This is a genomic window from Streptomyces sp. NBC_01006, from assembly GCF_045162725.1.
In the GTDB taxonomy this organism is placed as follows: Bacteria; Actinomycetota; Actinomycetes; order Streptomycetales; family Streptomycetaceae; genus Streptomyces.
Genome location: NZ_CP108700.1, coordinates 4222423 through 4244615, shown reverse-complemented (window position 1 = coordinate 4244615; position 22193 = coordinate 4222423). Strand labels below are relative to the sequence as shown.

Below are 22193 nucleotides of genomic sequence, written 5' to 3'. Positions count from 1 at the left end.
TGTTCGGTCGATGGCGCAATTTGGCTACAGGCGGCTCCAGGCTGTGGACAAAGTGACGCCGGGGCCCTGGGATGGATGCAGGACGTCCAGGAGAGGGAGGCAGTGGGCAATGCCGGATGAACAAATGGCCGCACCGGGTTCCACGCCGGGTTCGGCGCCGGTGCCACCTGGCGGTGTGTCTTCGGCCCCACAGACCCCGCCGACCCCGCCGCGCCCCCTGGATCCCATCGACCGTTCGATCATGCGTCTGCTCCAGGCGGACGGCCGCGCGTCGATACGGTCGGTGGCCGAGCAGGTCCACGTCTCGCGCGCGAACGCCTACGCCCGGATCAACCGCCTGATCGACGACGGCGTGATCCGCGGGTTCACGGCCCGCGTCAACCACGAAAGGGCGGGCCAGGGCGCCTCCGCGTACATCACCCTGAAGATCGTCCAGAACTCCTGGCGCACGGTCCGCGAGAAGCTCCGCGAACTCCCGGGCGCGGCCCACATCGCCCTGGTCAGCGGGGATTTCGACGTCCTGCTGCTGGTCCACACCCCGGACAACCGCACGCTGCGCGAGCTGGTCCTGACCCGCCTCCAGTCCATCCCGGAGGTCCTGTCGACACGCACGCTGCTGGTGTTCGAGGAAACGGATCTGCTCGATTCCGGCCCCGGCCCGAGCGGCGCCCCGGCGATCTCCGAGGAGTAGCGGGCCCCCGGGAGACGACAGAGCCCCGGGAGGGCCGTGAGGGCCTTCCCGGGGCTCTTTACGAGACCGGTTCCGCGATTACTTGGTCTCGTAGTAGCCGAACATGTCGACGATCAGGTCGGTGGTGTCCCAGCTCTGGTTCCAGAAGTCGACGACGCCGTTGACGCCGCCGGAGCTCGCCTGGACCAGGTTCGGGACGGTCTGGCCGGCCGTCCAGTTGAGGGTGGACGACGTGGGCCGCGCCGGGGTGACGTCGGTGCCCTTGTCGTAGGCCTCCGGGTGGTTCGGGTCCGGGGCGACCGACAGGAACCCGTCCTGCTTCGTGTTGGTCACCGTCGTGTTCAGGACGTACCCCGCGATGCCCTCCTCGTCCGTGGAGATCGGCATCCAGATGTAGCCGCGGGCGTACATCGGGCCGTGGCCCCAGGCGCGGGTGTCGAGCATGCGGCGCGGCGCGAGGGGCATGAAGGCCCCCGAGCTGTCGGGGCTGTAGTAGCCGACGACGTCGACGATGACGTCCGTGCCCGCCCAGGCGCCGTTGAAGATGTTGACCTTGCCGTCGGCACCGACGGGGACGATCACCGAGTTGGCGACGGTCTGCTTGGCCTTGAAGTTCACGTTGGACGTGTTCGGGGGCTGCTGGCCGCTCGGGTAGGCCGTCAGGTGGCCGTCCTCGCGCGGGTTGGTGACGGTCACGTTCAGCGCCACGGCGGTGGCGCTGCCCGGCACGTACCAGCCGCCCAGCTGCACGCCCATGGACTTGCGGCCGCCGAGCTGGCCCTGGGGCGCGCCCTGGCCGGAGCGGGTGTCCACGGCGCGGACCGGGGTCATCGGCGTGTAGCCGCTGGCCGCGGTGCGGGTGAAGTAGCCCGTGATGTCCGCGATCAGGTCGATCGCCGTCCAGCTGCCGTTGTAGAGCTCGACGGTGCCGTCCTTGCCGACCGGCACGATCACCATGTTCGGGACGGTCTGCGCGGCCACGAAGTTGACGTTGGACGTCGTCGGACGCGTGGTGCCGCCGGGGAACACCGTCACGTGACCGGGGTTCGAGGTGTTGGTCGCGGTGACGTTCAGGGCCACGGCCGTGACGCCCGCCGGTATCTTGCCGTTGCCGGCGATCTTCACCTTGGCCGAGGAGTACGCCTGGACCATGCCCCGCGGGGCCCCGGTGCCGTCCCGGGTGTCCAGGAGGCGGGTCGGGGCGTACGGCGTGAAGTCCGAGCCGACCGTCGAGAGCGGCAGCTCGTTGACGGACTCGGCCTGGTTCACGGTGTCCGTGACGGTGACCTTGACGTTGTACTCGCCGAGCTCGGCGTAGCTGTGCTTGAGCGACACCTCCTGGCCCGGGTAGGCGTCGGTGCCGTCGGTCGTGCCGTCGCCCCAGTCGTAGGTGACCTTGAGGGTGGCGCCCGCGACACTGACGACCTGGGCGCGCAGCTCGATGCCGTGCGCGGAGACGCTCTTCGCGTCGAGGACGAGACCCAGCTCCGGGTTGCCCGCGGCGGCGGTCTCCGCGCCCTGCGCGGTGGCGCTTGCGGCAGCCTTCCCCTTGGCTGCGGGCAGGACCTTGCGGACCGAGCGTTCCTTCGGGCTGTGGAAGGTCTTGGCTTCGGCCGTACCGAGCTTGGCCAGGTCCGCTTCGGGAGCGGTCACGCCCTTGGCCACCGGCGCCGACGGCCCCCCGGCCGGACCGGCCGCCTGGGCCAGGCCCGGGATGAAACCAACGCTGGCCGCGACGACAACGGCAGCGGAAACTACAAGACGGCGACTGCGCACCGGCCCCCCATTTTCTGTTACTGCTTGAACGCGTTCGAAAGCCCGCTCATCGTACAGAGTTCGCACAGCAATTCATCAGAAAATATTCGGCAAGATCGTACGGCTCATGACGGGGAGCTAGCCGCGCACCGTCCGCAGGCCGTCCAGGGCCATGTGGACCACCGCGTCGGCCAGCTGGTCCGCCGTCGTACCGGGGTGCGGGCGGTACCACTCGACCAGCGAGTTCACCATGCCGAACAGCAAGCGGGTGGCCAGCCGGATGTCCACGTCCGCCCGCAGGTCCCCGTCCGCCGCCGCGGCCTTCAGGAGCTCCGCGACCTGGTGGTCGAACTCGCGGCGGCGCTCCAGGGCCCAGCGCTCGGTCCGGGTGTTGCCCCGTACCCGCAGCAGCAGCGTCACGTACGGGAGCTCGGCGACCAGGACCTCGACCGTGCGGCGCGTGACGTACTCGACCCGCTCGACCGCCCGGCCGCGTACCGCGCCGGACTCCTCCAATACGGCGAAGAGCCCGTCGAGCGCACGGCTGACGGCGCGCTGCAGGAGCTCCTCCTTGCCCGCCACGTGGTGGTAGATCGAGGACTTCGAGATGCCCGCCGCCTTGGAGAGGTGCTCCATGGAGGTGCCGTCGTACCCGCGCTCGTTGAAGACCTGGACGGCGACGGACAGGAGCGTCTCGGGGGTGTAGGTGTCCCGCTTGGCGGTGGTCACGCGGTCTCCTCCGCGGTGCTCTCGTCGCCGTCGTCTTCGCCCTCGGTGTAGCCGAGCTTGAACAGTGCCAGCGAGGGCGCGTAGCGGCCGCCGGGACAGCGCTCGTCGAGGTGGTGCAGCAGGTCGTACGCCCAGTCGCGGCCGAGCCGGTCGTGCCATTCGGACGGGCCCAGCGGGTAGTTGACGCCGAGCCGCATCGCCGTGTCGATGTCCTCGGCGGTGGCCGCGCCGCGCGCGACGGCGTCGGCGGTCAGGTCGATCAGCATCGCGACCGTACGGGCCACGATCATGCCGGGCACGTCGCCGATGACGGAGACCTTCTTGCCGAGCTTCTGGAAGAGGCCGACCGCCTCGGCGAGGGTCCGCTCGCTGGTGTCCTCGCCGGCGGAGAGGGCGATCCGGGTGGCCCCGCGGTAGTCGAGCGCGAGGTCGAAGTAGACGACGTCGGCGAACTCGATCGAGGTCTTGCCGTCCGCGAGCACCAGCTGGCCCTCGCCGGGCAGCTGGATGTAGGGGCCCCCGTGCTCGGTGGAGGTGACCGCGATCCCGGCCTCCTCCAGCAGCTCGACGAGCCCGGCGGCGGGACCGAGGTCGCCGACCACGGTGACCTTCTCCGGGGCCTCCTCGGGACCGGCGGTGTGCGGGGCCGCGGCCTCGGCGTCCGGGCCGTACGGGAACCAGCCGTGCCCCGACTTGCGGCCCAGGCGGCCCGACTGGACCAGCCGGCGCTGCGCGAGGGACGGGGTGAACTTGGGGCTGCGGAAGAACGACTCCCACACGGAGCGGGTGACGGCCTCGTTGACGTCCTGGCCGATCAGGTCGGTCAGCTGGAACGGGCCCATCTTGAAGCCGCCGCTCTCGCGGAGCACGGCGTCGATGGTGGCCGGGTCGGCACCCTGCTCCTCGTACACCGCGAAGGCCTCGGCGTAGAAGGGGCGGGCGATCCGGTTGACGATGAAGCCCGGGGTGTCGGCGCAGCGGACCGGCGTCTTCCCCCAGCCCAGGACCGTGCCGTACGCGCGCTCGGCGGCGGCCGGGTCGGTCGCGAAACCACTGACCACCTCGACGAGCGGGAGCAGCGGGGCCGGGTTGAAGAAGTGCAGGCCGAGGAAGCGTCCGGGGTGCGCGAGGCCGGCGGCGAGCTCGGTGACGGAGAGGGAGGAGGTGTTGGTGGCCAGCAGGGCGTCCGGCGAAACCACCTCTTCGAGCGTTTCGAAGAGCGCGCGCTTGATGGCGACGTCCTCGACGACGGCCTCGATGACGAGCGCGGCGTCCGCGAGGTCGGCGAGGGCCGAAGCCGCTTCGATCCGGCCGATCGCGTCCTCGGCCTCGGCGCGATCGAGGCGGCCCTTGGCGGCCATGCGGTCGACGCGGTCCTGGACGATGCCGACGCCGCCGGCGGCGAGCGTGGCGTTGATGTCGTAGATCAGCACCCGGTGACCTGCGAGGAGGGCGACCTGGGCGATGCCCTGTCCCATGGTGCCGGCGCCGACGACCGCCACAGTGCGGGACCGCTCGATTGCTGTCATGTCCTGATCCTCCCGCACCGGGTTATCCACAGCCCTGCCGGGCCCTCTTGTCCCGACCGATCGTTCGGTTACTCTAACTCCAGTCTGCTCTTCTTCACCCGCCCCTGCCTGATCTCAGTCTGCGACCCAGCCTGATCTTGCCCGGCTCAACGAGGAGTTGGTCCCTGATGGCCGCCGAGCTCACCGTCCCCCTGCTGTCCGACAAGCACCGGTCCACCCTGGACCAGGCCCTGGCGGCCATCCGCAGCCGCGCCTACTGGTCCCCGCATCCGGAGCACCCCAAGGCCTACGGGGAGACCGCGCCGGCCGACGGGCTCGCCGCCTTCGAGGCCGTCCGCGGCACCCGGTTCGACCTGGGCCAGCCCGGCACCGACGGCTGGACCGGCGGCGAGGTGTCCCCGTACGGCCCCGAGCTGGGCGTCGAGTACCCGCACGTCGACCCGGACGTGCTGCTGCCCGCGATGAAGGCCGGCATGGGCGCCTGGCGGGACGCCGGTCCCGAGGCGCGCGCCCTGGTCTGCATCGAGATCCTGGCCCGCATCGGCGCGCGGACGCACGAGTTCGCGCACGCGGTCATGCACACCAGCGGCCAGGCCTTCATGATGGCGTTCCAGGCGGGCGGCCCGCACGCGCAGGACCGCGGCCTGGAGGCGGTGGCTTACGCGTACGAGGAGCAGACCCGCGTCCCCGGCCAGGCCGACTGGTCGAAGCCGCAGGGCAAGAGGGACCCGCTGGAGCTCGGCAAGACCTTCACGGCCGTCCCGCGCGGCATCTCCCTGATGATCGGCTGCAACACCTTCCCGACCTGGAACGGCTACCCGGGCCTGTTCGCCTCCCTGGCCACGGGCAACGCGGTGCTGGTCAAGCCGCACCCGCGCGCCGTGCTCCCGCTGGCGCTGACGGTGAAGGTGGCCCGCGAGGTCCTCGCCGAGGCGGGCTTCGACCCGAACCTGGTGGCGCTGGCCGTGGAGCGGCCGGGCGAGGGCATCGCCAAGACCCTGGCCGTCCGCCCCGAGATCAAGCTGATCGACTACACCGGCTCGACCGGGTTCGGCGACTGGCTGGAGACCAACGCCCGCCAGGCCCAGGTCTACACGGAGAAGGCCGGCGTCAACACGGTCGTCGTGGACTCGACCTCGAACTACAAGGGGATGCTCTCCAACCTGGCGTTCTCGCTGTCCCTCTACAGCGGCCAGATGTGCACCACCCCGCAGAACCTGCTGATCCCGCGGGACGGCATCGAGACGGACGCCGGCCACAAGTCGTACGACGAGGTCGTCGCGGACCTCGCGGCCTCGGTCGGCGGCCTGCTGGACGACGACGCCCGGGCCAACGCGCTGCTCGGCGCGCTGGTCAACCCGGACGTCAAGGCCCGCCTGGAGGCGGCCGCCGGCCTCGGGGAGGTGGCACTGGCCTCGCGCGAGGTGGTGAACCCGGAGTTCCCGGACGCGGTGGTCCGTACGCCGGTGATGGTGAAGCTGGACGCCTCCAAGCCGGATCCGGAGGCCCCGTACCTGTCGGAGTGCTTCGGGCCGGTGTCGTTCGCGGTGGCCGTGGACTCGACGGCGGACGCCCTGGACCTCCTGCGCCGCACGGTGCGGGAGAAGGGCGCGATGACGGTCGGCGCCTACACCACGTCGGCCGACACCGAGCGGGCCATCGAGGAGGTCTGCCTGGAGGAGTCGGCGCAGCTCTCCCTGAACCTGACGGGCGGGGTCTACGTCAACCAGACCGCGGCCTTCTCGGACTTCCACGGCTCGGGCGGCAACCCGGCGGCCAACGCGGCCCTCTGTGACGGGGCCTTCGTCTCGAACCGCTTCCGCGTGGTGGAGGTCCGCCGCCAGGCCTGAGGCCGCGGACGGGCGGGCCCGGCGTGGCGGCGCCGGGCCCGCTTGACCCTCGACCTGGTGGAGGTCCCAGAGTCGTGGGCGTGGAGAGCGACATGCGCAGCATCGGCGAGATGGCCCGGGACAGCGGGCTGGGGGTGAGCGCCCTGCGGTTCTACGACCGCGCGGGCGTCCTCGTACCGGCATGGGTCGATCCGGTGACCGGATACCGCTGGTACGCGCCCGAGCAGCTCGGCGAGGCGCGGCTGCTGGCCCGGCTGCGGCGCTCGGGGATGCCGCTCGCGGACATCCGGCTGGTGCTGGCCGGCTGGGCCGGCGGGGAAACCGGTCTGGTGCCCCGGCTGCTCGACGGGCATCTGCGGCGGCTCGAACGCGGGCTGGCCGAAGCGCGCGAGGAGCTCTCCACGGTACGAGCCCTACTCGGACACCAGGAGACCTCCATGACCACCGCCCCCGCCACCGCCACTGCCCGGCTGACCGTGCCGGGCAGCGAGCTCGCGGCCGCACTGGACGCCGTACGCTTCGCCGCCGGAACCGACCCCGAGCTCTCGATGCTCGGCGGGATCCACTTCGACATCGAGTGCGGGGCCCTGCACCTCGTGGCCACGGACCGCTACCGGATGGCCGTCGCCCGTACGTCCGCCACCGGCCACGGCGGCGGACGGGTCCGGGTGACCGTGCCCACCCCGCTCGCGGACGCGATGCGCGCCCTGCTGACCGGCGAGGCCCCGGCCCGCCTCACCGTGGACGGGGACGAGGTGGGGCTGGAGACCCAGGGCCGCCAGGTCGCCGGGCAAGGCCTCGGCGAGGAATTCCCCGACTACCGCCGCCTCACCCGGCTGCCCGAGGGCCGCCGGCTCACCCTGGACGTACCGGCCCTGCGCCGGGCCCTCGGCGCGCAGGACGGCGAGGTGTGCGTCCTCGTCCTGACGGACACCGTGACCGTCGGCGACGAAGACTCCGCCGGTGACCGGGTGGGGGTCAACCCCGCCTTCCTGCTCGACGCGCTCGCCGCCGGGGAGGAGATGCTGCTGGAGTACGTCGGCCCGAAGGCCCCCCTCGTCCTCCTGCGCCCCGACGTCGAGGACGCCTTCTCGCTCCTGATGCCGGTCAGTCTTGAGGCATGACCTCCGGCCCGCCCCAGTGGAAGAGGGTCATGGCCACGCTGGTGGCCAGGTTGTAGCTGGAGACCTGCGGGCGCATCGGCAGGGCGACCAGGTGGTCGGCCCGTTCGCGCAGCTCGGGTGAGATGCCGTGCCGCTCCGAGCCGAAGGCGAGCAGGGCGTCGTCCGGGAGGGTGAGGGCGCGGATGTCCTCGCCCTCCGGGTCGAGCGCGTAGAGCGGCCCGGCGGGCAGGGTGTCGATCTCCACCCGGTCCACGGTGGTGGCGTAGTGCAGCCCCGCTCCGGCGCGAACCACGTTGGGGTGCCAGGGGTCGAGATCGCCGCGGGTGACGACGCCGGTGGCGCCGAACCCCGCCGCGAGCCGGACGACGGCGCCGACGTTGCCGAGGTTGCGGGGGTTGTCGAGCACGACGACGGGCGCGGTCCGGGGCTGTCGGTCGAGCCGGGCCCGCCCCTCGGCCCGGTCGGGCCGCACGGCCAGCGCCGCGACCCCGGTGGGGTGCACCCGGTTCACGAGCGCCCGCAGCTCGCCCCCGCGCACCAGCCGCCCCACCTCACCCGCAACGTCCGGAGCCAGCTCGCCGGCCAGCGCCCGTACGGCATCGGGATCGTCGGCCACGACGATCCGCACATCGGCCCCGAACCGCAGGGCGTGCTTCAACGCGTGGAACCCGTCGAGGAGTACGAGGTCCTCCCGCCCGGCGGCCTCCCGCCACTCCCGCCCGCTCTGCTCCAGCTCACTCATACCGCTGAGCGTAGTCAGCCGGTCAGCGCCCGCTCGGACCCGCCTCCGCCCGCGGCAGCCGCCCACCGGCGCCCCACCCCGCCGGAGGCCCTGGCTCCCAGCCACACCAGGAACGCCGTCGGCAGGAACACCGCGTCGGCGGCGATCATCGCCAGTGAGAAGAACGGCAGCCCCAGCAGCACGGCGATCCCCGCGTGCTCCAGCATCATCAACGCCAGCAGCACGTTCTTGATCCGCCGGTTGAACACCGTGAACGGGAACGCGACCTGCACCGCCACCGTCCCGTACGACAGCAGCATCACCAGCGTCCCGCTCCCCGCCAGCACCCCGGACAGCCCCGGCCACGGCGTGAAGTAGTCCAGCCCGAGCGGGTAGTACAGCGCGGTCCCGTCCTGCCACCGCGACCCCTGGATCTTGTACCAGCCGGCCGTCGCGTAGATCAGGCAGACCTCCGCCATGATCACCAGCAGCCCGGCGTTGTGGACCAGGTTCGCCAGGACGTCCAAGACCGCCCGCCCCTCGCCCTCCGGCTCGTACCGGTCCACCATCCACCACAGCGCGCAGACGACCCACAGCGCCGCGAAGGCCGCCAGCCAGCCGTAGCTGAACCGCTCCGTCACCGCCCCGTACGCGAACAGGGCGCCCAGCACACCCCACAGCACCGGCCCGGCCGCCCCCGCCGAGGCCGACCCCCGCAGCCGCGCGCGCCGCGCGTCCAGCGACCACACCTGCGCGCACCGGGTCAGCACCAGGTAGATCGCCATCAGGTGGATGACGTTGTCCCCGCCGTCGCCCATGAACACGCTGCGGTTCTGCAGCGACAGCACTCCGACCATGAACACCACGGACGTCGCGCGCGTCCGCCAGCCCAGCATCAGCAGCAGGCTCGACAGCACCGACACCGCGTAGACGGTCTGGAACCACAGCCCCGAGTCCGACCACATCAGCACCGAGAAGGCGTGGTTCGAGGCGATCAGCCGCTCCGCCAGCCCGAAGCTCCAGGGTCCGTCCGGCCCGTACAGCTCGCCGCGGTTCGGGAACTCCCGGAGCAGGAAGAACAGCCAGGTCGCCGAGAAGCCGATCCGGACGACGGCGCTCTGGTACGGGCCAAGTGCCCGCCCGCTGACCTGGGCGACCGCCCGGCCGGCTGCGGCCCGGGCCCGGACCGCAGCCCGCGCAGCCGCTCGCGCGGCCACCGGTGCCCGCCTCACACCGTCCACCACGGCAGCTCCCGGTAGTACGTCTGGGTGTCGGTCTTCTCGTCGCTCCACGGCGGCGCCGCGACCGCCCGCGTCGCCGAGCGCAGCTGGATTCGTACGATCTCGCCCCGGGCGATCCCGTCGTCCGCGAGCCGGTTCAGCGCTATCCGCCGCAGGTACTGCTCCGACAGTTCGCCGCGCTCGCCGATCGGCTTGTTGTCCTCGTCGTGCGAGCCGGTGAAGAAGTCCCAGGCCCGCCGCAGCTCGTTCTGCCGCGTGTGGCTCGGCAGCAGGCTGTGCCGGATCGCCGCGCCGTCCTGCGCGGACAGGTCGCGCCAGCCGCCGGCGACCGGTGCGCCGCCGGGCGGGCGGACCTCCGCCCGTACCTCCACCGCGATGTTCTGCTGGAGCGGGTTGGGGGCGAAGAGCTTCCAGTTCTGTTCGAACTCCGGATAGATCCAGTCGTCGACCGTCTGCGCGTGCTGCTTGCTCACCGTGTTGGACGGGGCGACGTGCAGGAAGACCAGCGCCAGGTGTCCGCAGGCGGCGAGGCCCACGGCCGCCAGGGCGAGGGCCGTGACGACCCGGTACGGGGCGGACAGGCCCGCGATCCCGGGAGCCAGCGCCGGCTCCGCCGGGTCGACGGGCAGCTCGGCCGCCGGGTCGACGGGGGGCTTGGCCAGGGGCTCGACCGGCGGATCCGCCGGGGGACGGGCCGACGGGACGGCGGCTGCGGCGACCGGCGGAGCGGCTGCTTCCGCGGGCTCGCGCTCGTTCGATTCCATCCCGCCCCCGATCGTCCGGCGTCCACAGGGTTTGACCTCAGAGGTTGACACCCTACGGGCCGCCGACCCACCATTGAAGAGTACGAACCGAACGATCGGTCGGTCGGGCGGTCAACAATCTCTGGCAGGGGGCCGGGATGGTGGCAGTGACCCCGGAAACGGGGCAGGACTCAGGCCTCGGGGCTGACCTCGGGGCACAGCTCGCGGCGGCCTTCGACGCCGCCGTGGCGGCCGAGGAGCGCGTCGAGCCGCGCGACTGGATGCCCGAGGCGTACCGCGCCTCGCTGGTCCGCCAGATGGCCCAGCACGCCCACTCCGAGATCATCGGCATGCAGCCCGAGGCCAACTGGATCACCCGCGCGCCCTCGCTGCGCCGCAAGGCGATCCTGATGGCCAAGGTCCAGGACGAGGCCGGGCACGGCCTCTACCTGTACAGCGCCGCCGAGACGCTGGGCACCAGCCGTGACGAGCTGCTCGACAAGCTCCACTCCGGCAAGCAGAAGTACTCCTCGATCTTCAACTACCCCACCCTGACCTGGGCCGATGTCGGCGCGATCGGCTGGCTCGTGGACGGCGCGGCGATCACCAACCAGGTGCCGATCTGCCGCTGCTCGTACGGGCCGTACGCCCGCGCGATGGTGCGGATCTGCAAGGAGGAGTCCTTCCACCAGCGCCAGGGCTTCGAGCTCCTCATGGCCCTGTCCAAGGGCACCGAGGCGCAGCACGCGATGGCGCAGGACGCCGTGAACCGCTGGTGGTGGCCCTCGCTGATGATGTTCGGCCCGCCGGACGACGAATCGGCGCACTCCGCGCAGTCCATGGCCTGGCGGATCAAGCGGCACTCCAACGACGAGCTGCGCCAGCGCTTCGTGGACATCGCCGTTCCGCAGGCCGAGGCGCTGGGCCTGACCCTGCCCGACCCGGACCTGAAGTGGAACGAGGAGCGCGGGCACCACGACTTCGGCGCGATCGACTGGGCGGAGTTCTGGGACGTGCTCAAGGGCAACGGCCCGTGCAACGAAGAGCGGATCGGCCAGCGCCGCCGGGCCCACGAGGAAGGCGCCTGGGTCCGCGAGGCGGCCGCGGCGTACGCGGAGAAGCACAGCGCACACCACGCCGTACAGAGCACGGCGACGAACGAGGAGGCAGGGGTATGACGCAGAACTGGCCACTGTGGGAGGTGTTCGTGCGCTCGCGCCGCGGCCTCTCGCACACGCACGCGGGCAGCCTGCACGCGCCCGACGCGGAGATGGCCCTGCGCAACGCCCGCGACCTGTACACCCGGCGCGGCGAGGGCATCTCGATCTGGGTGGTGCCCTCCACCGAGATCACCGCGTCCTCGCCGGACGAGCGGGACCCGTTCTTCGCCCCGTCGGCCGACAAGCCGTACCGGCACCCGACCTTCTACGAGATCCCCGAGGGGGTGAACCACCTGTGACCAGCACCGATGCCGTTCAGTCCGATGCCGCTGCGCCCGAGGTCGTCCGGTCGGCCGCCCTCGTGCTCGGGGACGACGCGCTGATCCTCTCCCACCGCCTCGGCGAGTGGGCGGGTCACGCCCCCGTCCTGGAGGAGGAGGTCGCCCTCGCGAACATCGCGCTCGACCTGCTCGGCCAGGCCCGCGTCCTGCTGTCCATGGCCGGCGACGAGGACGAGCTGGCCTTCCTGCGCGAGGAGCGGTCCTTCCGCAACCTCCAGCTGGTCGAGCAGCCGAACGGGGACTTCGCCCACACCATCGCCCGCCAGCTCTACTTCTCCTTCCACCAGCACGAGCTCTACGCGGAACTGGCGGCCGGCGACGGCCCGTTCGCCCCGCTCGCGGCCAAGGCCGTCAAGGAGACCGCGTACCACCGCGACCACGCCGAGCAGTGGACCCTGCGGCTCGGCGACGGCACGCAGGAGAGCCGCGCCCGCATGCGGGCCGCCCTGGACGCGCTGTGGAAGTACACCGGCGAGATGTTCCAGCCGGTGGACGGCGTCGACGGAGTGGACTGGGCCGCCCTGGAGGGCCGCTGGCTGGCCGCCGTGGGCGGCGTGCTGGAGCGGGCCGGGCTCGCGCTCCCCGAAGGCCCGCGCACCGGCGCCTGGGCCGCCGGGGCGGGCCGCCAGGGCCTGCACACCGAGTCCTTCGGCAGACTGCTCGCCGAGATGCAGCACCTGCACCGCAGCCATCCGGGGGCGTCATGGTGACGGACACGCCCCGTGCCGCGGCCCCTGCGGGCGGGCCCAAGGCACCGGCACCGGAGGCCACCGAGGCGATGACCCGCCTGGAGGCGGAGCTGGCCGAGCTGGCCGGCTCCGTTCCCGACCCCGAGCTGCCCGTCATCAGCCTCACCGAGCTCGGCGTGATGCGCGGGGTGCGGATGTACGAGGACGGCCACGTCGAGGTCACCCTGACCCCGACCTACACCGGCTGCCCCGCCATCGAGGCCATGTCCGCCGACATCGAGCGTGTCCTGACCGGCCACGGCATCCCGGACGTGCGGGTGCGCACCGTCCTGGCCCCGGCCTGGTCCACCGACGACATCAGCGCCGAGGGGCGGCGCAAGCTCGCCGAGTTCGGCATCGCCCCGCCCCGCCCGCACGCGGCCGGCGGGCCGGTCCCGGTCGCCCTCTCGGTCCGCTGCCCGAACTGCGGATCGACCGACACCGAACTGCTCAGCCGGTTCTCCTCCACCGCATGCAAGGCGCTGCGCCGCTGCACCGCCTGCCGTGAACCGTTCGACCACTTCAAGGAGCTGTAGATGGCCGCGTCCACGCCGTCGCCCACGTCGGGCTCCGGGCGCCCCGCGCGCCACGGCGCCTTCCACCCGCTGACGGTGGCGGCGGTCGACCGGCTCACCGACGACTCGGTGGCGCTGACCCTGCGCGTCCCCGAGGAGCTGCGCGGCGAGTACCTGCACGCCCCCGGCCAGCACCTCACGCTGCGCCGCCGTACCCCCGAGGGCACGGAGGTCCGCCGTACGTACTCGATCTGCTCGCCCGCCCCGGCCCCCGCGGGCCCGGGCCCGGCGGCGCTGCGGGTGGGCGTGCGGCTGGTGGAGGGCGGCGAGTTCTCCACGTTCGCCCACAAGGAGATCGCCGCCGGGGACGTGCTGGACGTGATGGTCCCGGCCGGGCGCTTCGTCCTGGAGCCGGCCGCCGCCCCGGCCGCCGGGCACTACGCGGCGATCGTCGGCGGCAGCGGGATCACCCCGGTGCTCTCGATCGCCGCCTCGTTGCTGGCGGAGCGGCCCGACGCCCGGTTCTGCCTGGTCCGCAGCGACCGTACGGCCGCGTCGACGATGTTCCTGGACGAGGTCGCCGACCTCAAGGACCGCTTCCCGGACCGGTTCCAGCTGGTGACCGTCCTCTCCCGCGAGGAGCAGGAGGCCGGGCTGCCGTCCGGCCGCCTCGACGAGGAGCGGCTGAAGGCCCTGCTGCCCGCGCTGCTGCCGGTCGCGGAGGTGACGGGCTGGTTCCTGTGCGGCCCGTACGGGCTGGTCATGGGCGCGGAGCGGGCGCTGGGCACGCTCGGCGTCGTCCGGACCCGGATCCACGAGGAGATCTTCCACGTCGAGGACTCGGCGGCGCCGGCCCCCGCCGCGGCCCCGTCCCACGTACGGGTCACGGCCCGCCTCGACGGCCGCTCCGGGACCTGGCCGGTCCAGGACGGCGAGTCCCTGCTGGACGCCGTGCTGCGCAACCGCGCGGACGCCCCGTACGCCTGCAAGGGCGGGGTCTGCGGCACCTGCCGGGCGTTCCTGGTCACGGGCGAGGTCCGGATGGACCGGAACTTCGCGCTGGAGTCGGAGGAGACGGAGGCCGGGTTCGTGCTGGCCTGCCAGTCGCACGCGGTGACCGAGGAAGTGGAGATCGACTTCGACCGCTGAGGCCGTCCCTTTCCTCACCCTGTGCATTTTCAACCGCGTGCTCTATCTTGACGCACCGTCAGGTCCGGACCGGCCGGGCCTGGCCGGGATCCGGTGCGCGCGGGAGGACAGGCAGTGGACTTCACCTTCACCGAGGAGCAGCAGGCCGCCGTCGAGGCGGCGAAGGCCGTCTTCGCGGACGTCGCCCCGGACGGCGTGCCCAGCCCCGCGCTGACCCCCGGGGCCGTCGCCGAGGACTTCGACCGGCCGCTGTGGGCCAAGCTCGCCGCGTCCGATCTGCTGAGCCTGGTCCTCGCCGAGGAGCACGGCGGCGCGGGGCTCGACGCGATCGCCCTGTGCCTGGTGCTGCGCGAGGCGGCGAAGGTGCTGGCCCGGGTGCCGCTGCTGGAGCACTGCGCCACCGCCATGGCCGTCCAGGCCCACGGCAGCCCCGAACTGGCCGCCGCCCTGCTGCCCGGTGCCGGGCGCGGGACGCTCGTCCTCACCGCCGCCGCACACGGCCGCAGCGGCCACGATCCTGCGGAACTCGCCGTCACCGCCCGCCGCGAGGGCACCCGGTGGACCCTCGACGGGGTGCAGACGGCCGTCCCGTGGGCGCACGGCGCCGACTGGATCGCCGTACCGGCCCACACCGGCGAAGGGGAGGCCGTCATGGCGCTCGTCCCGCGCACCGCCGAGGGGCTCACCCTGGCCGGTCAGGTCTCCACGAGCGGGGAGCGGCTGGCCGAACTCGCCCTGGACGGCGTACGGGTGCCCGCGAGCCATCTCATCGACGCCCCGGGCGCCTGGGAGCGGCTGCGCCAGCTCCTCGCCACCGGGACCTGCGCCCTGGCGCTCGGCCTGGGCACGGGCGTGCTCACCATGACCAGCCAATACACCAGCAAGCGCGAGCAGTTCGGCTTCCCCGTGGCCACGTTCCAGGCCGTCGCCGTCCAGGCCGCCGACCGCTACATCGACCTGCGCGCCATGGAGGTCACCCTCTGGCAGGCCGCCTGGCGCCTCGACGCGGCGACCGGTGGAGCAGGCGGCCCGCTGCCGAGCGCCGGGGACGTCGCCGTCGCCAAGATCTGGGCCTCGGAGGGGGTACGAAGGGTCGTGCAGACCGCGCAGCACCTGCACGGCGGCTTCGGCGCCGACACCGACTACCCGCTGCACCGCTACCACGCGTGGGCCAAGCAGCTGGAGCTCCAGCTGGGCCCGGCCGCCGCGCACGAGGAGGCGCTGGGCGACCTGCTGGCCGCCCACGCCCTCGCCTGAGGTTCGCTAGAGCACGAAGGCCGGGTTCCCGTTGTCGGTCACCATCGGGCGCCCGGCGCCGTCCCAGGCCTGCATGCCGCCGTCGATGTTCACGGCGTCGATGCCCTGGCGCACCAAGTACTGGGTGACCTGCGCGGAGCGCCCGCCCACCCGGCACATCACGTGCACGCGGCGGCCGTCCTCGGCGGCCTCCGTCAGCTCACCGAAGCGGGCCACGAAGTCGCTCATCGGGATGTGCAGGGCACCTTCCACATGTCCGGCAGCCCATTCGTCGTCCTCACGGACGTCGAGGACAAAGCCTTCGGAGGGCACCGCGGCGGCGTCCACCGAGGGAAGCGGTCCGAAGTTCATACGTCGCCTTCTCTCATCGCAGATCTGTGTCCCAACCTATCCAACGAGCGCGGCGAGCTCCGCCTCACGCTTCGCGACATCCGCGAGCAGCTGCTCCGCGATCTCCTCCAGCAGCCGGTCCGGATCCTCCGGCGCCATCCGCAGCATCGATCCGATCGCGCTGTCCTCCAGCTCGCGCGCCACCGTCGACAGCAGCTCCTTGCGCCGCGCCAGCCACTCCAGCCGGGCGTACAGCTCCTCGCTCTCGTTCAGCCGCCGTACGGCCTCCGGCACGGGACCCGCCGCCCACTCCTCGGCCAGCTCGCGCAGCAACTGCTCCTCGCCGCGCCCGTACGCCGCGTTGACCCGCGCGATGAACGCATCGCGGCGCTCGCGCTCGGCTTCGTCCCGGGCGAGGTCCGGGTGTGCCTGGCGGACCAGCTCGCGGTAGAGGCGGCGTACCTCCTCCGTCGGCCGCACCCGCTGCGGGGGCCGCACCGGCCGGTCGGTGAGCATCGCCGACGCGTCGTCGGAAATGCCCTCCGAGTCCATCCAGTCGTGGAACAGCTCGTCCACCCCGGGCATCGGCATCACCAGCGAGCGGGCGTCCCGGGCCCGTCGCAGATCCTCGGCGTCCCCGCTGCGCTCCGCCTTCGCTTCGGCGATCAGTGCATCCAGCTCGTCGAGCCGCGAGTACATCGGGCCGAGCTTCTGGTGGTGTAGCCGGGAGAAGTTCTCCACCTCCACCCGGAAGGTCTCCACCGCGATCTCGAACTCGATCAGCGCCTGCTCGGCGGCCCGAACGGCCCGCTCCAGGCGTGCCTCGGGACGCTCGTCGCCCGTCTCTTCAGTCTGCTGCTCGCTCACCCGGCCAGCCTACGGCCGGTCGGCCCGGGTCGATGTTTCACGTGAAACATCGACCCGCGACCGTGACCCCGGGCCCGTGACTCCACGACCGTGGCTCAGGACCCGGGCCCACGGCCCCGCCCCGATCAGACCCCGGCCTCCGCCGCGATCCGCCCGGACTTCACCGCGGCCACCAGGTGCGCGTGGTCGGCCTCGCTCCGGTCGGCGTACGCCACCGCGAAGGTGGCCATCGCCTCGTCCAGCTCGTCATTCTTGCCGCAGTACCCGGCCAGCAGCCGCGGATCGGCGCTGTGCGCGTGCGCCCGGGCCAGCAGGGCGCCGGTCATGCGCCCGTAGTCGTCGATCTGGTCGGGGGCCAGCGCCGCCGGGTCCACGCTGCCCTTGCGGTTGCGGAACTGCCGTACCTGGTACGGCCGCCCCTCCACCGTGGTCCAGCCCAGCAGGATGTCCGAGACCACCTGCATCCGCTTCTGCCCGGCCACCACCCGGCGGCCCTCGTGCTCCTCGACCGCGCTCTCGAAGCCCAGCCCGGGCAGGTACGGCAGCAGCACCGACGGCCGCGCCTCCTTCACCTGGAGCACCAGCGGCTCGCCCCGGTGGTCCAGCAGCAGCACCACGTACGAGCGGGTGCCGACGCTCCCGGTGCCCACCACCCGGAAGGCCACGTCATGGATGGCGTACCGGGCCAGCAGCGGCAGCCGGTCGCCCTGGAGGGTCTTCAGGTACGGACCCAGCGCGGCCGCCACGGCCGCCGCCTCGCCGTCGCCGACCCGGCGCAGCACCGGCAACGCGTCCACGAAGCGACGGGCCCCGCCTGCGTCCGCCTCGGTGGACTTGGCTGCGAACCGCGCCGAGGTGTTGTTGCGGGCCTTCTCCGAGACCCGCTCCAAGGTGCCCAGCAGGTCCCGGGCATCGGTGTGCGAGACGAGCTCCTCGTCCGCGATGGCGTTCCAGGCGTCCAGCGCCGGCAGCTTGGCCAGCAGCCGCATGGTCCGGCGGTACGCGCCCACCGTGTCGTGCGCCGCGGCCCGGCAGGTGTCCTCGTCCGCGCCGGCCACCCGCCCGGCCAGGACCAGCGAGGTCGCGAGCCGCTTCACGTCCCACTCCCACGGGCCGAACACGGTCTCGTCGAAGTCGTTCAGGTCGATGACGAGCCGGCCGCGGGCATCCCCGTACAGACCGAAATTCGCCGCGTGGGCGTCACCGCAGATCTGTGCGCCGACACCGGTCACCGGGCCCCCGGACAGGTCGTGCGCCATCAGCCCGGCCGCCCCGCGCAGGAACGCGAAGGGGTTCGCGGCCATCCGGCCGACCCGTATCGGCGCCAGTTCGGGAACCCGCCCGACGTTGGACTCCTCCACCGCCCGCACCGCGTCCGGCCGTGTGGCCGGGGCCTCGAAGTGCGCGTGCGCCGAGCGCGGAACCCGCAGCCGCAGAGCCTTGCCCGCCTCCTTGGGCGAACCCGCCACGGCCCGCGCCGCGAACCCGTCGACGGACGGGATCCGCCCGCCGGACGGCGCGCCCAGCGCCCCTGCCGGCTCCGCCACTCGCTGCTCCGGTACCAACACCATCCGTGCCGCCCCCGCCCGTACCCGTCGTACTGTCCCGGCCCGACGGCATCGATCCGCCCGGCTCCACCAACATCGATTCGGCCCGACCGTATCTAGAGCCCGGCGTCCCTGGCCAGCAGGGCGGCCTGAACCCGGTTCTCGCAGCCCAGCTTCGAGAGGATGCGGCTCACGTACGTCTTCACCGTCGCCTCGCTCATGTGCAGCCGCCGGCCCGCGTCCGCGTTCGACAGCCCCTCACCCAGCAGCGCGAGCACCCCGCGCTCCCGCTCGCTCAGCTCCGCCACCCGCCGCCGGGCCTCCTCGCCGCGCGCCGCGCCCCGCCCCGAGGCCAGCTGGTCGACCACGTGCCGGGTCGCCCCCGGCGAGAGGTACGCGTCCCCGGCCGCGGCCGCCCGGACCGCGCCGATCAGCTCGCCGGGCGCCGTGTCCTTCAGCAGGAACCCCGCGCCGCCCGAGCCCAGCGCCCGCAGCACGTTCTCCTTCTCCCCGAAGGTGGTCAGGATCAGCGCCCTGACCTCCGGCACCGCCCGCCCCAGCTCGCCGAGCGCGGTCAGCCCGTCCATCACCGGCATCTGGATGTCCAGCAGCATCACGTCCGGCACGTGCGCGCGGGCCAGGTCCACGGCCTCGCGCCCGTTCGACGCCTCCGCGACGACCTCGATGTCCGGTGCCGAGGTCAGGATCATCCTGATCCCGGCCCTGATCAGCGGCTCGTCGTCAGCGATCACCACTCGGATCACCTTGGCTGTCACCCGCGCTCCTACTGCTCGGACTGGTACGCCTGCTTGTCGATCAGCTTGCCGTCCTTGAAGCAGAACCGGAAAACAGTATCGGTGGTCAGCCCCGAGTCGTCCGAGGACAGCAGCGCCAGACAGTCCGAGCCCGCCGGCCGCTCCGGGCCCTTCCGGTCCAGACCCTCGGTCATGAAGCTTTCGCCGTCGGGCAGCTTCTTGCGGACCGCCTCCTCCGACTCGCCCACCCGGACCTTGTCGTAGTCGGCCTGGCTGATCATCGCGCTGCCCGCAGAGCCCACGAGAAGCACCACCCCGGCCCCGATCACGATCACCAGCAGCACCACCGCCGCGACGGCGATCCCGCAGCCCATCGCGACGCCCCCGGCCCGGCTGCGGCCCCCCACGGCCAGCTCCTTGTCCACCGCCGCCCAGTCCATCGGCGGCGGCGCCACCGCGAACCCCCGGGCCTGGGCCTGCGCCTGTGCCTGCTGCCCGAAGTCGTCGGCGATGTCCTCGATCCCCGCCGGCTCCGCCCCGTACGGGAGCACGCCGGCCACCCGGAAGCCGCCGCCCTCGGTCCCGCCCGCGTGCACCATCCCGCCGACGAGCCGGGCCCGCTCCCGCAGCCCGGTGAGCCCCTGCCCACCCGAGACCACCGCGCCGACGCCCGGCCCGGCCGCCGGCCCGTTGGCGATCTCCACCACCAGCGAGTCGTCCTCGTACCGCAGTTCCACCGAGATCGGCGCCCCCGAAGCGTGCTTGTACGCATTGGTCAGCGCCTCCTGCACGATCCGGTACGCCGCGTGGTCGCACGCCGCGACCAGCGGCCTCGGCCGCCCCGACACGGTCATCCGTACGTCGGTCCCCGCGCCCCGCGCCGCCTCCACGATCCCGGCGATCCCGGCCACCCCGCGCGCCGCCGGCTGCGCCTCCTCGGCCGGCAGCGGCGCCTCGACGCCGTCCCGCAGGATCCCGACGACCTCGCGCAGCTCGTGCATCGCCGCGACCGAGGCCTGCCGCAGCACCCCCACCGCCTCGCGCTGGCGCTCGGTGAGCTGCGGGTCCACCTCCAGGGCGCCGGTGTGCACGGCGATCAGCGCCAGCTGGTGGCCCAGGCTGTCGTGCATGTCCTGGGCGATCCGCTGGCGCTCCCGCAGCCGGGCCTGCCCGGCGACCATCACGCGCTCGCGCATCAGCTGCCCGTTGCGCTCCTGGAGCGCCTGGAGCAGGGTCCGGCGCTGCGACCAGTAGCGGCTGGCCAGACCCGGCATCACCGTCGTCGCGAGGAAGATCAGCGTGGAGAACACGATCACCAGGACGGGCCGCTGGTCGGACCACGCCTGCACCACGCCGAAGCCGACGGCGGCGAGGAAGGCCACGGTGAACGCGGTCAGCGCCCGGCCCACCCCGACGATCCGGCGCCCCGCCGACCAGCCCAGCAGGATGGTGATCAGGAACGAGCCGGGAAGGAACGGGGAGACCGCCGACGCGACGATCAGGGTCGTGGCCGGCAGCCGGCGCCTCGCCAACGTGAGCAGCACCACAACCGCGGCGCTGGCCGCCATCCGCTCCACGCTGCCGTTGTCGAGCTCCTCGACACCCAGCCCGAGCAGCGCGATCACCCCGGCGATCACCAGATCGCCCGCCAGCATCCGCCGGGTCCACGGCTCGGGCCCCTTCAGCCAGTCCCAGCCCGCCCGCATCCTCGCCGTCGCATCCACGCGCCCGACCCTAGACACCGCCGCCCCCGCCGGGCCGCCCTCTTTCGTCGCGCCCTGCCCGACGAAAGTCGTCCGGCGGACACCAAGGCCGCTCCACCCGTCACCGTGACCGAGACCGGTGGCGGGACTCCCAACTCCCCGAACACGGCACGGGATCGCCCCGCCCGCGATCAACACCCCACCGGCGCACGGGAAATGCGAAACGGCCGCCACCGCTTTCGCGATGACGACCGTTTCGTCGATGTGGGCGAGGGGGGATTTGAACCCCCACGTCCCGAAGGACACTGGCACCTGAAGCCAGCGCGTCTGCCGTTCCGCCACTCGCCCGAGCAGCTCCCCAGTGGATCTTCCCTTTCGGTCCGTTCCCCTGGCGACGTCGAAACATTAGCACGTCGGACGGGGTGGATTCACATCGCTTTCCCGGCACCCCCGGACCCGGTTCCGATTGCCCCTCCCGCACCGCGCTCCCGGTGCGGGACACTGTCCCCTGAGCGCCCCTACGATCCCTTGTGAGTACCAACACTCATGCGCATGGGACCCAGGGGGAACCAGCCGAATCCGCCACGCGTGGATACGATCAGTAAGCAGTACAGGGCGACAACGACGGAGGAGGTGCCCCATGGGAGTCCTGAAGCGGTTCGAGCAGCGACTCGAAGGTCTGGTGAACGGCACCTTCGCCAAGGTGTTCAAGTCCGAGGTCCAGCCCGTCGAGATCGCCGGCGCCCTCCAGCGCGAGTGCGACAACAACGCGACGATCTGGAACCGGGAGCGGACGGTCGTCCCCAACGACTTCATCGTCGAGCTCAGCACCGGCGACTACGAGCGTCTGAGCCCCTACTCGGGGCAGCTCGGCGACGAGCTCGCGGGCCTCGTCCGCGACTACGCCAAGCAGCAGCGCTACAGCTTCATGGGACCGATCAAGGTCCACCTGGAGAAGGCCGACGACCTCGACACCGGGCTCTACCGGGTCCGCAGCCGCACGCTCGCCTCCAGCACCTCCCAGGCGGCGCCGCAGGCCGCCCCCCAGAACCAGCAGGGCGGATACGGCTATCCGCCCGTCGCCGCACCGCCGATGCCGGCCGGACCGCCCCCAGGCGCACCCGCGCGCCGGCCGGGCGCCGCGGGGCCGGCTCCCGTAGCCGCCGGAGGCGCCACCCGGCGCCACTGGATCGAGATCAACGGCACCCGCCACCAAATCTCGCGCCCCACGCTCGTACTCGGCCGAAGCACCGAAGCCGATGTGCGGATCGACGACCCCGGCGTCTCGCGCCGGCACTGTGAGATCCGGACCGGAACGCCCTCGACGATCCAGGATCTCGGGTCCACCAACGGCATCGTGGTGGACGGGCAGCACACCACCCGCGCTACGCTCCGCGACGGCTCGCGGATCGTCGTGGGCAGCACCACCATCATTTACCGGCAAGCCGAAGGGTGAAG

The 22193-nt window shown here is 72.5% G+C and carries 21 protein-coding genes and 1 tRNA gene; 10 read left to right on the top strand and 12 right to left on the bottom strand.

The features are described 5' to 3' along the window. Nucleotides 1–109: 109 nt before the first annotated feature. Nucleotides 110–691: an Lrp/AsnC family transcriptional regulator gene (locus OG509_RS19410; RefSeq protein ID WP_406183696.1), complete on the top strand. Its 582-nt coding sequence runs from the start codon at nt 110–112 to the stop codon at nt 689–691. A gap of 78 nt (nt 692–769) precedes the next feature. Here the strand turns inward: OG509_RS19410 and OG509_RS19405 are convergent, their stop codons facing one another. From OG509_RS19405 to OG509_RS19395, 3 genes are all read right to left on the bottom strand, one after another. Then, the gene (locus OG509_RS19405) at nt 770–2344 is read right to left on the bottom strand and encodes a PKD domain-containing protein (protein WP_406183695.1); all 1575 of its coding nucleotides are present in this window, start codon (nt 2342–2344) and stop codon (nt 770–772) included. Between the two features lie 240 nt (nt 2345–2584). After that, nucleotides 2585–3175, bottom strand: coding sequence for a TetR/AcrR family transcriptional regulator (locus OG509_RS19400; protein WP_406183694.1), 591 nt, complete (start codon nt 3173–3175; stop codon nt 2585–2587). Next, nucleotides 3172–4704: a 3-hydroxyacyl-CoA dehydrogenase gene (locus OG509_RS19395; RefSeq protein ID WP_406183693.1), complete on the bottom strand. Its 1533-nt coding sequence runs from the start codon at nt 4702–4704 to the stop codon at nt 3172–3174. The genes OG509_RS19400 and OG509_RS19395 overlap by 4 nt, the downstream gene beginning before the upstream one ends. 167 nt (nt 4705–4871) lie before the next feature. Between OG509_RS19395 and paaN the strand changes: the two genes are divergently transcribed. Both paaN and OG509_RS19385 read left to right on the top strand, forming a co-directional pair. Continuing rightward, complete coding sequence (gene paaN, locus OG509_RS19390) at nt 4872–6554, top strand: phenylacetic acid degradation protein PaaN (RefSeq protein ID WP_406183692.1); 1683 nt, start codon at nt 4872–4874, stop codon at nt 6552–6554. An 80-nt stretch (nt 6555–6634) separates the two neighbouring features. Beyond that, on the top strand, nt 6635–7678 hold the full coding sequence (locus OG509_RS19385; RefSeq protein WP_406183691.1) for a MerR family transcriptional regulator: 1044 nt from the start codon (nt 6635–6637) through the stop codon (nt 7676–7678). On the opposite strand, the gene OG509_RS19380 is transcribed toward OG509_RS19385, so the two are convergent. From OG509_RS19380 to OG509_RS19370, 3 genes are read right to left on the bottom strand one after another with little or no spacing between them, the layout of a single operon-like run. Next, on the bottom strand, nt 7662–8420 hold the full coding sequence (locus OG509_RS19380; RefSeq protein WP_406183690.1) for a TrmH family RNA methyltransferase: 759 nt from the start codon (nt 8418–8420) through the stop codon (nt 7662–7664). The genes OG509_RS19385 and OG509_RS19380 overlap by 17 nt on opposite strands. 14 nt (nt 8421–8434) lie before the next feature. Then, nucleotides 8435–9616, bottom strand: a complete 1182-nt coding sequence (locus OG509_RS19375; protein WP_406183689.1) for an HTTM domain-containing protein — start codon at nt 9614–9616, stop codon at nt 8435–8437. 11 nt (nt 9617–9627) lie between these two features. Then, nucleotides 9628–10404 carry a DUF5819 family protein gene (locus OG509_RS19370; RefSeq protein ID WP_406183688.1) on the bottom strand — a complete coding sequence of 259 codons (777 nt, stop codon included), beginning with the start codon at nt 10402–10404 and terminating at the stop codon, nt 9628–9630. 137 nt (nt 10405–10541) lie between these two features. On the opposite strand from OG509_RS19370, the gene paaA reads away from it, so the two are divergent. From paaA to OG509_RS19340, 6 genes are all read left to right on the top strand, one after another. Further along, the gene (paaA, locus tag OG509_RS19365; protein ID WP_385587097.1) at nt 10542–11561 is read left to right on the top strand and encodes a 1,2-phenylacetyl-CoA epoxidase subunit PaaA; all 1020 of its coding nucleotides are present in this window, start codon (nt 10542–10544) and stop codon (nt 11559–11561) included. Continuing rightward, a complete protein-coding gene (gene paaB, locus OG509_RS19360) occupies nt 11558–11842 on the top strand; it encodes a 1,2-phenylacetyl-CoA epoxidase subunit PaaB (protein ID WP_030153111.1) in 285 nt (94 codons plus the stop codon). Before paaA ends, paaB begins: the two co-directional genes overlap by 4 nt. Next, a complete protein-coding gene (paaC, locus tag OG509_RS19355) occupies nt 11839–12594 on the top strand; it encodes a 1,2-phenylacetyl-CoA epoxidase subunit PaaC (protein WP_406183687.1) in 756 nt (251 codons plus the stop codon). The genes paaB and paaC overlap by 4 nt, the downstream gene beginning before the upstream one ends. Nucleotides 12595–12662: 68 nt before the next feature. Further along, nucleotides 12663–13148, top strand: a complete 486-nt coding sequence (gene paaD / locus OG509_RS19350; protein WP_385587195.1) for a 1,2-phenylacetyl-CoA epoxidase subunit PaaD — start codon at nt 12663–12665, stop codon at nt 13146–13148. After that, nucleotides 13149–14276: a 2Fe-2S iron-sulfur cluster-binding protein gene (locus OG509_RS19345; RefSeq protein ID WP_406183686.1), complete on the top strand. Its 1128-nt coding sequence runs from the start codon at nt 13149–13151 to the stop codon at nt 14274–14276. Nucleotides 14277–14390: 114 nt separating this feature from the next. After that, nucleotides 14391–15533, top strand: coding sequence for an acyl-CoA dehydrogenase family protein (locus OG509_RS19340; protein WP_406183685.1), 1143 nt, complete (start codon nt 14391–14393; stop codon nt 15531–15533). Between the two features lie 6 nt (nt 15534–15539). On the opposite strand, the gene OG509_RS19335 is transcribed toward OG509_RS19340, so the two are convergent. The 6 genes from OG509_RS19335 to OG509_RS19310 form a co-directional block, all read right to left on the bottom strand. Next, entirely contained in the window at nt 15540–15884 is a 345-nt protein-coding gene (locus tag OG509_RS19335; protein WP_385587088.1) for a rhodanese-like domain-containing protein, read from the bottom strand. A gap of 36 nt (nt 15885–15920) precedes the next feature. Next, nucleotides 15921–16730, bottom strand: a complete 810-nt coding sequence (locus OG509_RS19330) for a J domain-containing protein (protein WP_385587085.1) — start codon at nt 16728–16730, stop codon at nt 15921–15923. Nucleotides 16731–16855: 125 nt separating this feature from the next. Then, on the bottom strand, nt 16856–18301 hold the full coding sequence (locus OG509_RS19325) for a DUF2252 domain-containing protein (protein ID WP_406183684.1): 1446 nt from the start codon (nt 18299–18301) through the stop codon (nt 16856–16858). 92 nt (nt 18302–18393) lie between these two features. Beyond that, complete coding sequence (locus OG509_RS19320) at nt 18394–19053, bottom strand: response regulator (RefSeq protein WP_406183683.1); 660 nt, start codon at nt 19051–19053, stop codon at nt 18394–18396. A gap of 8 nt (nt 19054–19061) precedes the next feature. Further along, complete coding sequence (locus OG509_RS19315) at nt 19062–20738, bottom strand: sensor histidine kinase (protein WP_406187626.1); 1677 nt, start codon at nt 20736–20738, stop codon at nt 19062–19064. 262 nt (nt 20739–21000) lie between these two features. Further along, a tRNA-Leu gene (locus OG509_RS19310) sits at nt 21001–21083 on the bottom strand. 292 nt (nt 21084–21375) lie between these two features. Between OG509_RS19310 and OG509_RS19305 the strand changes: the two genes are divergently transcribed. Beyond that, nucleotides 21376–22191, top strand: coding sequence for an FhaA domain-containing protein (locus OG509_RS19305; RefSeq protein ID WP_385587076.1), 816 nt, complete (start codon nt 21376–21378; stop codon nt 22189–22191). Nucleotides 22192–22193: the final 2 nt, after the last annotated feature.

What these genes read in the sequence shown, in the direction of transcription:
- OG509_RS19410 (WP_406183696.1), top strand. Translation starts at nt 110, where the DNA reads ATGCCGGATGAACAAATGGCCGCACCGGGTTCCACGCCGGGTTCGGCG.
- OG509_RS19395 (WP_406183693.1), bottom strand. Translation starts at nt 4,704, where the DNA reads ATGACAGCAATCGAGCGGTCCCGCACTGTGGCGGTCGTCGGCGCCGGC.
- paaN (WP_406183692.1), top strand. Translation starts at nt 4,872, where the DNA reads ATGGCCGCCGAGCTCACCGTCCCCCTGCTGTCCGACAAGCACCGGTCC.
- OG509_RS19380 (WP_406183690.1), bottom strand. Translation starts at nt 8,420, where the DNA reads ATGAGTGAGCTGGAGCAGAGCGGGCGGGAGTGGCGGGAGGCCGCCGGG.
- OG509_RS19370 (WP_406183688.1), bottom strand. Translation starts at nt 10,404, where the DNA reads ATGGAATCGAACGAGCGCGAGCCCGCGGAAGCAGCCGCTCCGCCGGTC.
- paaA (WP_385587097.1), top strand. Translation starts at nt 10,542, where the DNA reads ATGGTGGCAGTGACCCCGGAAACGGGGCAGGACTCAGGCCTCGGGGCT.
- paaB (WP_030153111.1), top strand. Translation starts at nt 11,558, where the DNA reads ATGACGCAGAACTGGCCACTGTGGGAGGTGTTCGTGCGCTCGCGCCGC.
- paaD (WP_385587195.1), top strand. Translation starts at nt 12,663, where the DNA reads ATGACCCGCCTGGAGGCGGAGCTGGCCGAGCTGGCCGGCTCCGTTCCC.
- OG509_RS19345 (WP_406183686.1), top strand. Translation starts at nt 13,149, where the DNA reads ATGGCCGCGTCCACGCCGTCGCCCACGTCGGGCTCCGGGCGCCCCGCG.
- OG509_RS19335 (WP_385587088.1), bottom strand. Translation starts at nt 15,884, where the DNA reads ATGAACTTCGGACCGCTTCCCTCGGTGGACGCCGCCGCGGTGCCCTCC.
- OG509_RS19325 (WP_406183684.1), bottom strand. Translation starts at nt 18,301, where the DNA reads ATGGTGTTGGTACCGGAGCAGCGAGTGGCGGAGCCGGCAGGGGCGCTG.
- OG509_RS19315 (WP_406187626.1), bottom strand. Translation starts at nt 20,738, where the DNA reads ATGCGGGCGGGCTGGGACTGGCTGAAGGGGCCCGAGCCGTGGACCCGG.
- OG509_RS19305 (WP_385587076.1), top strand. Translation starts at nt 21,376, where the DNA reads ATGGGAGTCCTGAAGCGGTTCGAGCAGCGACTCGAAGGTCTGGTGAAC.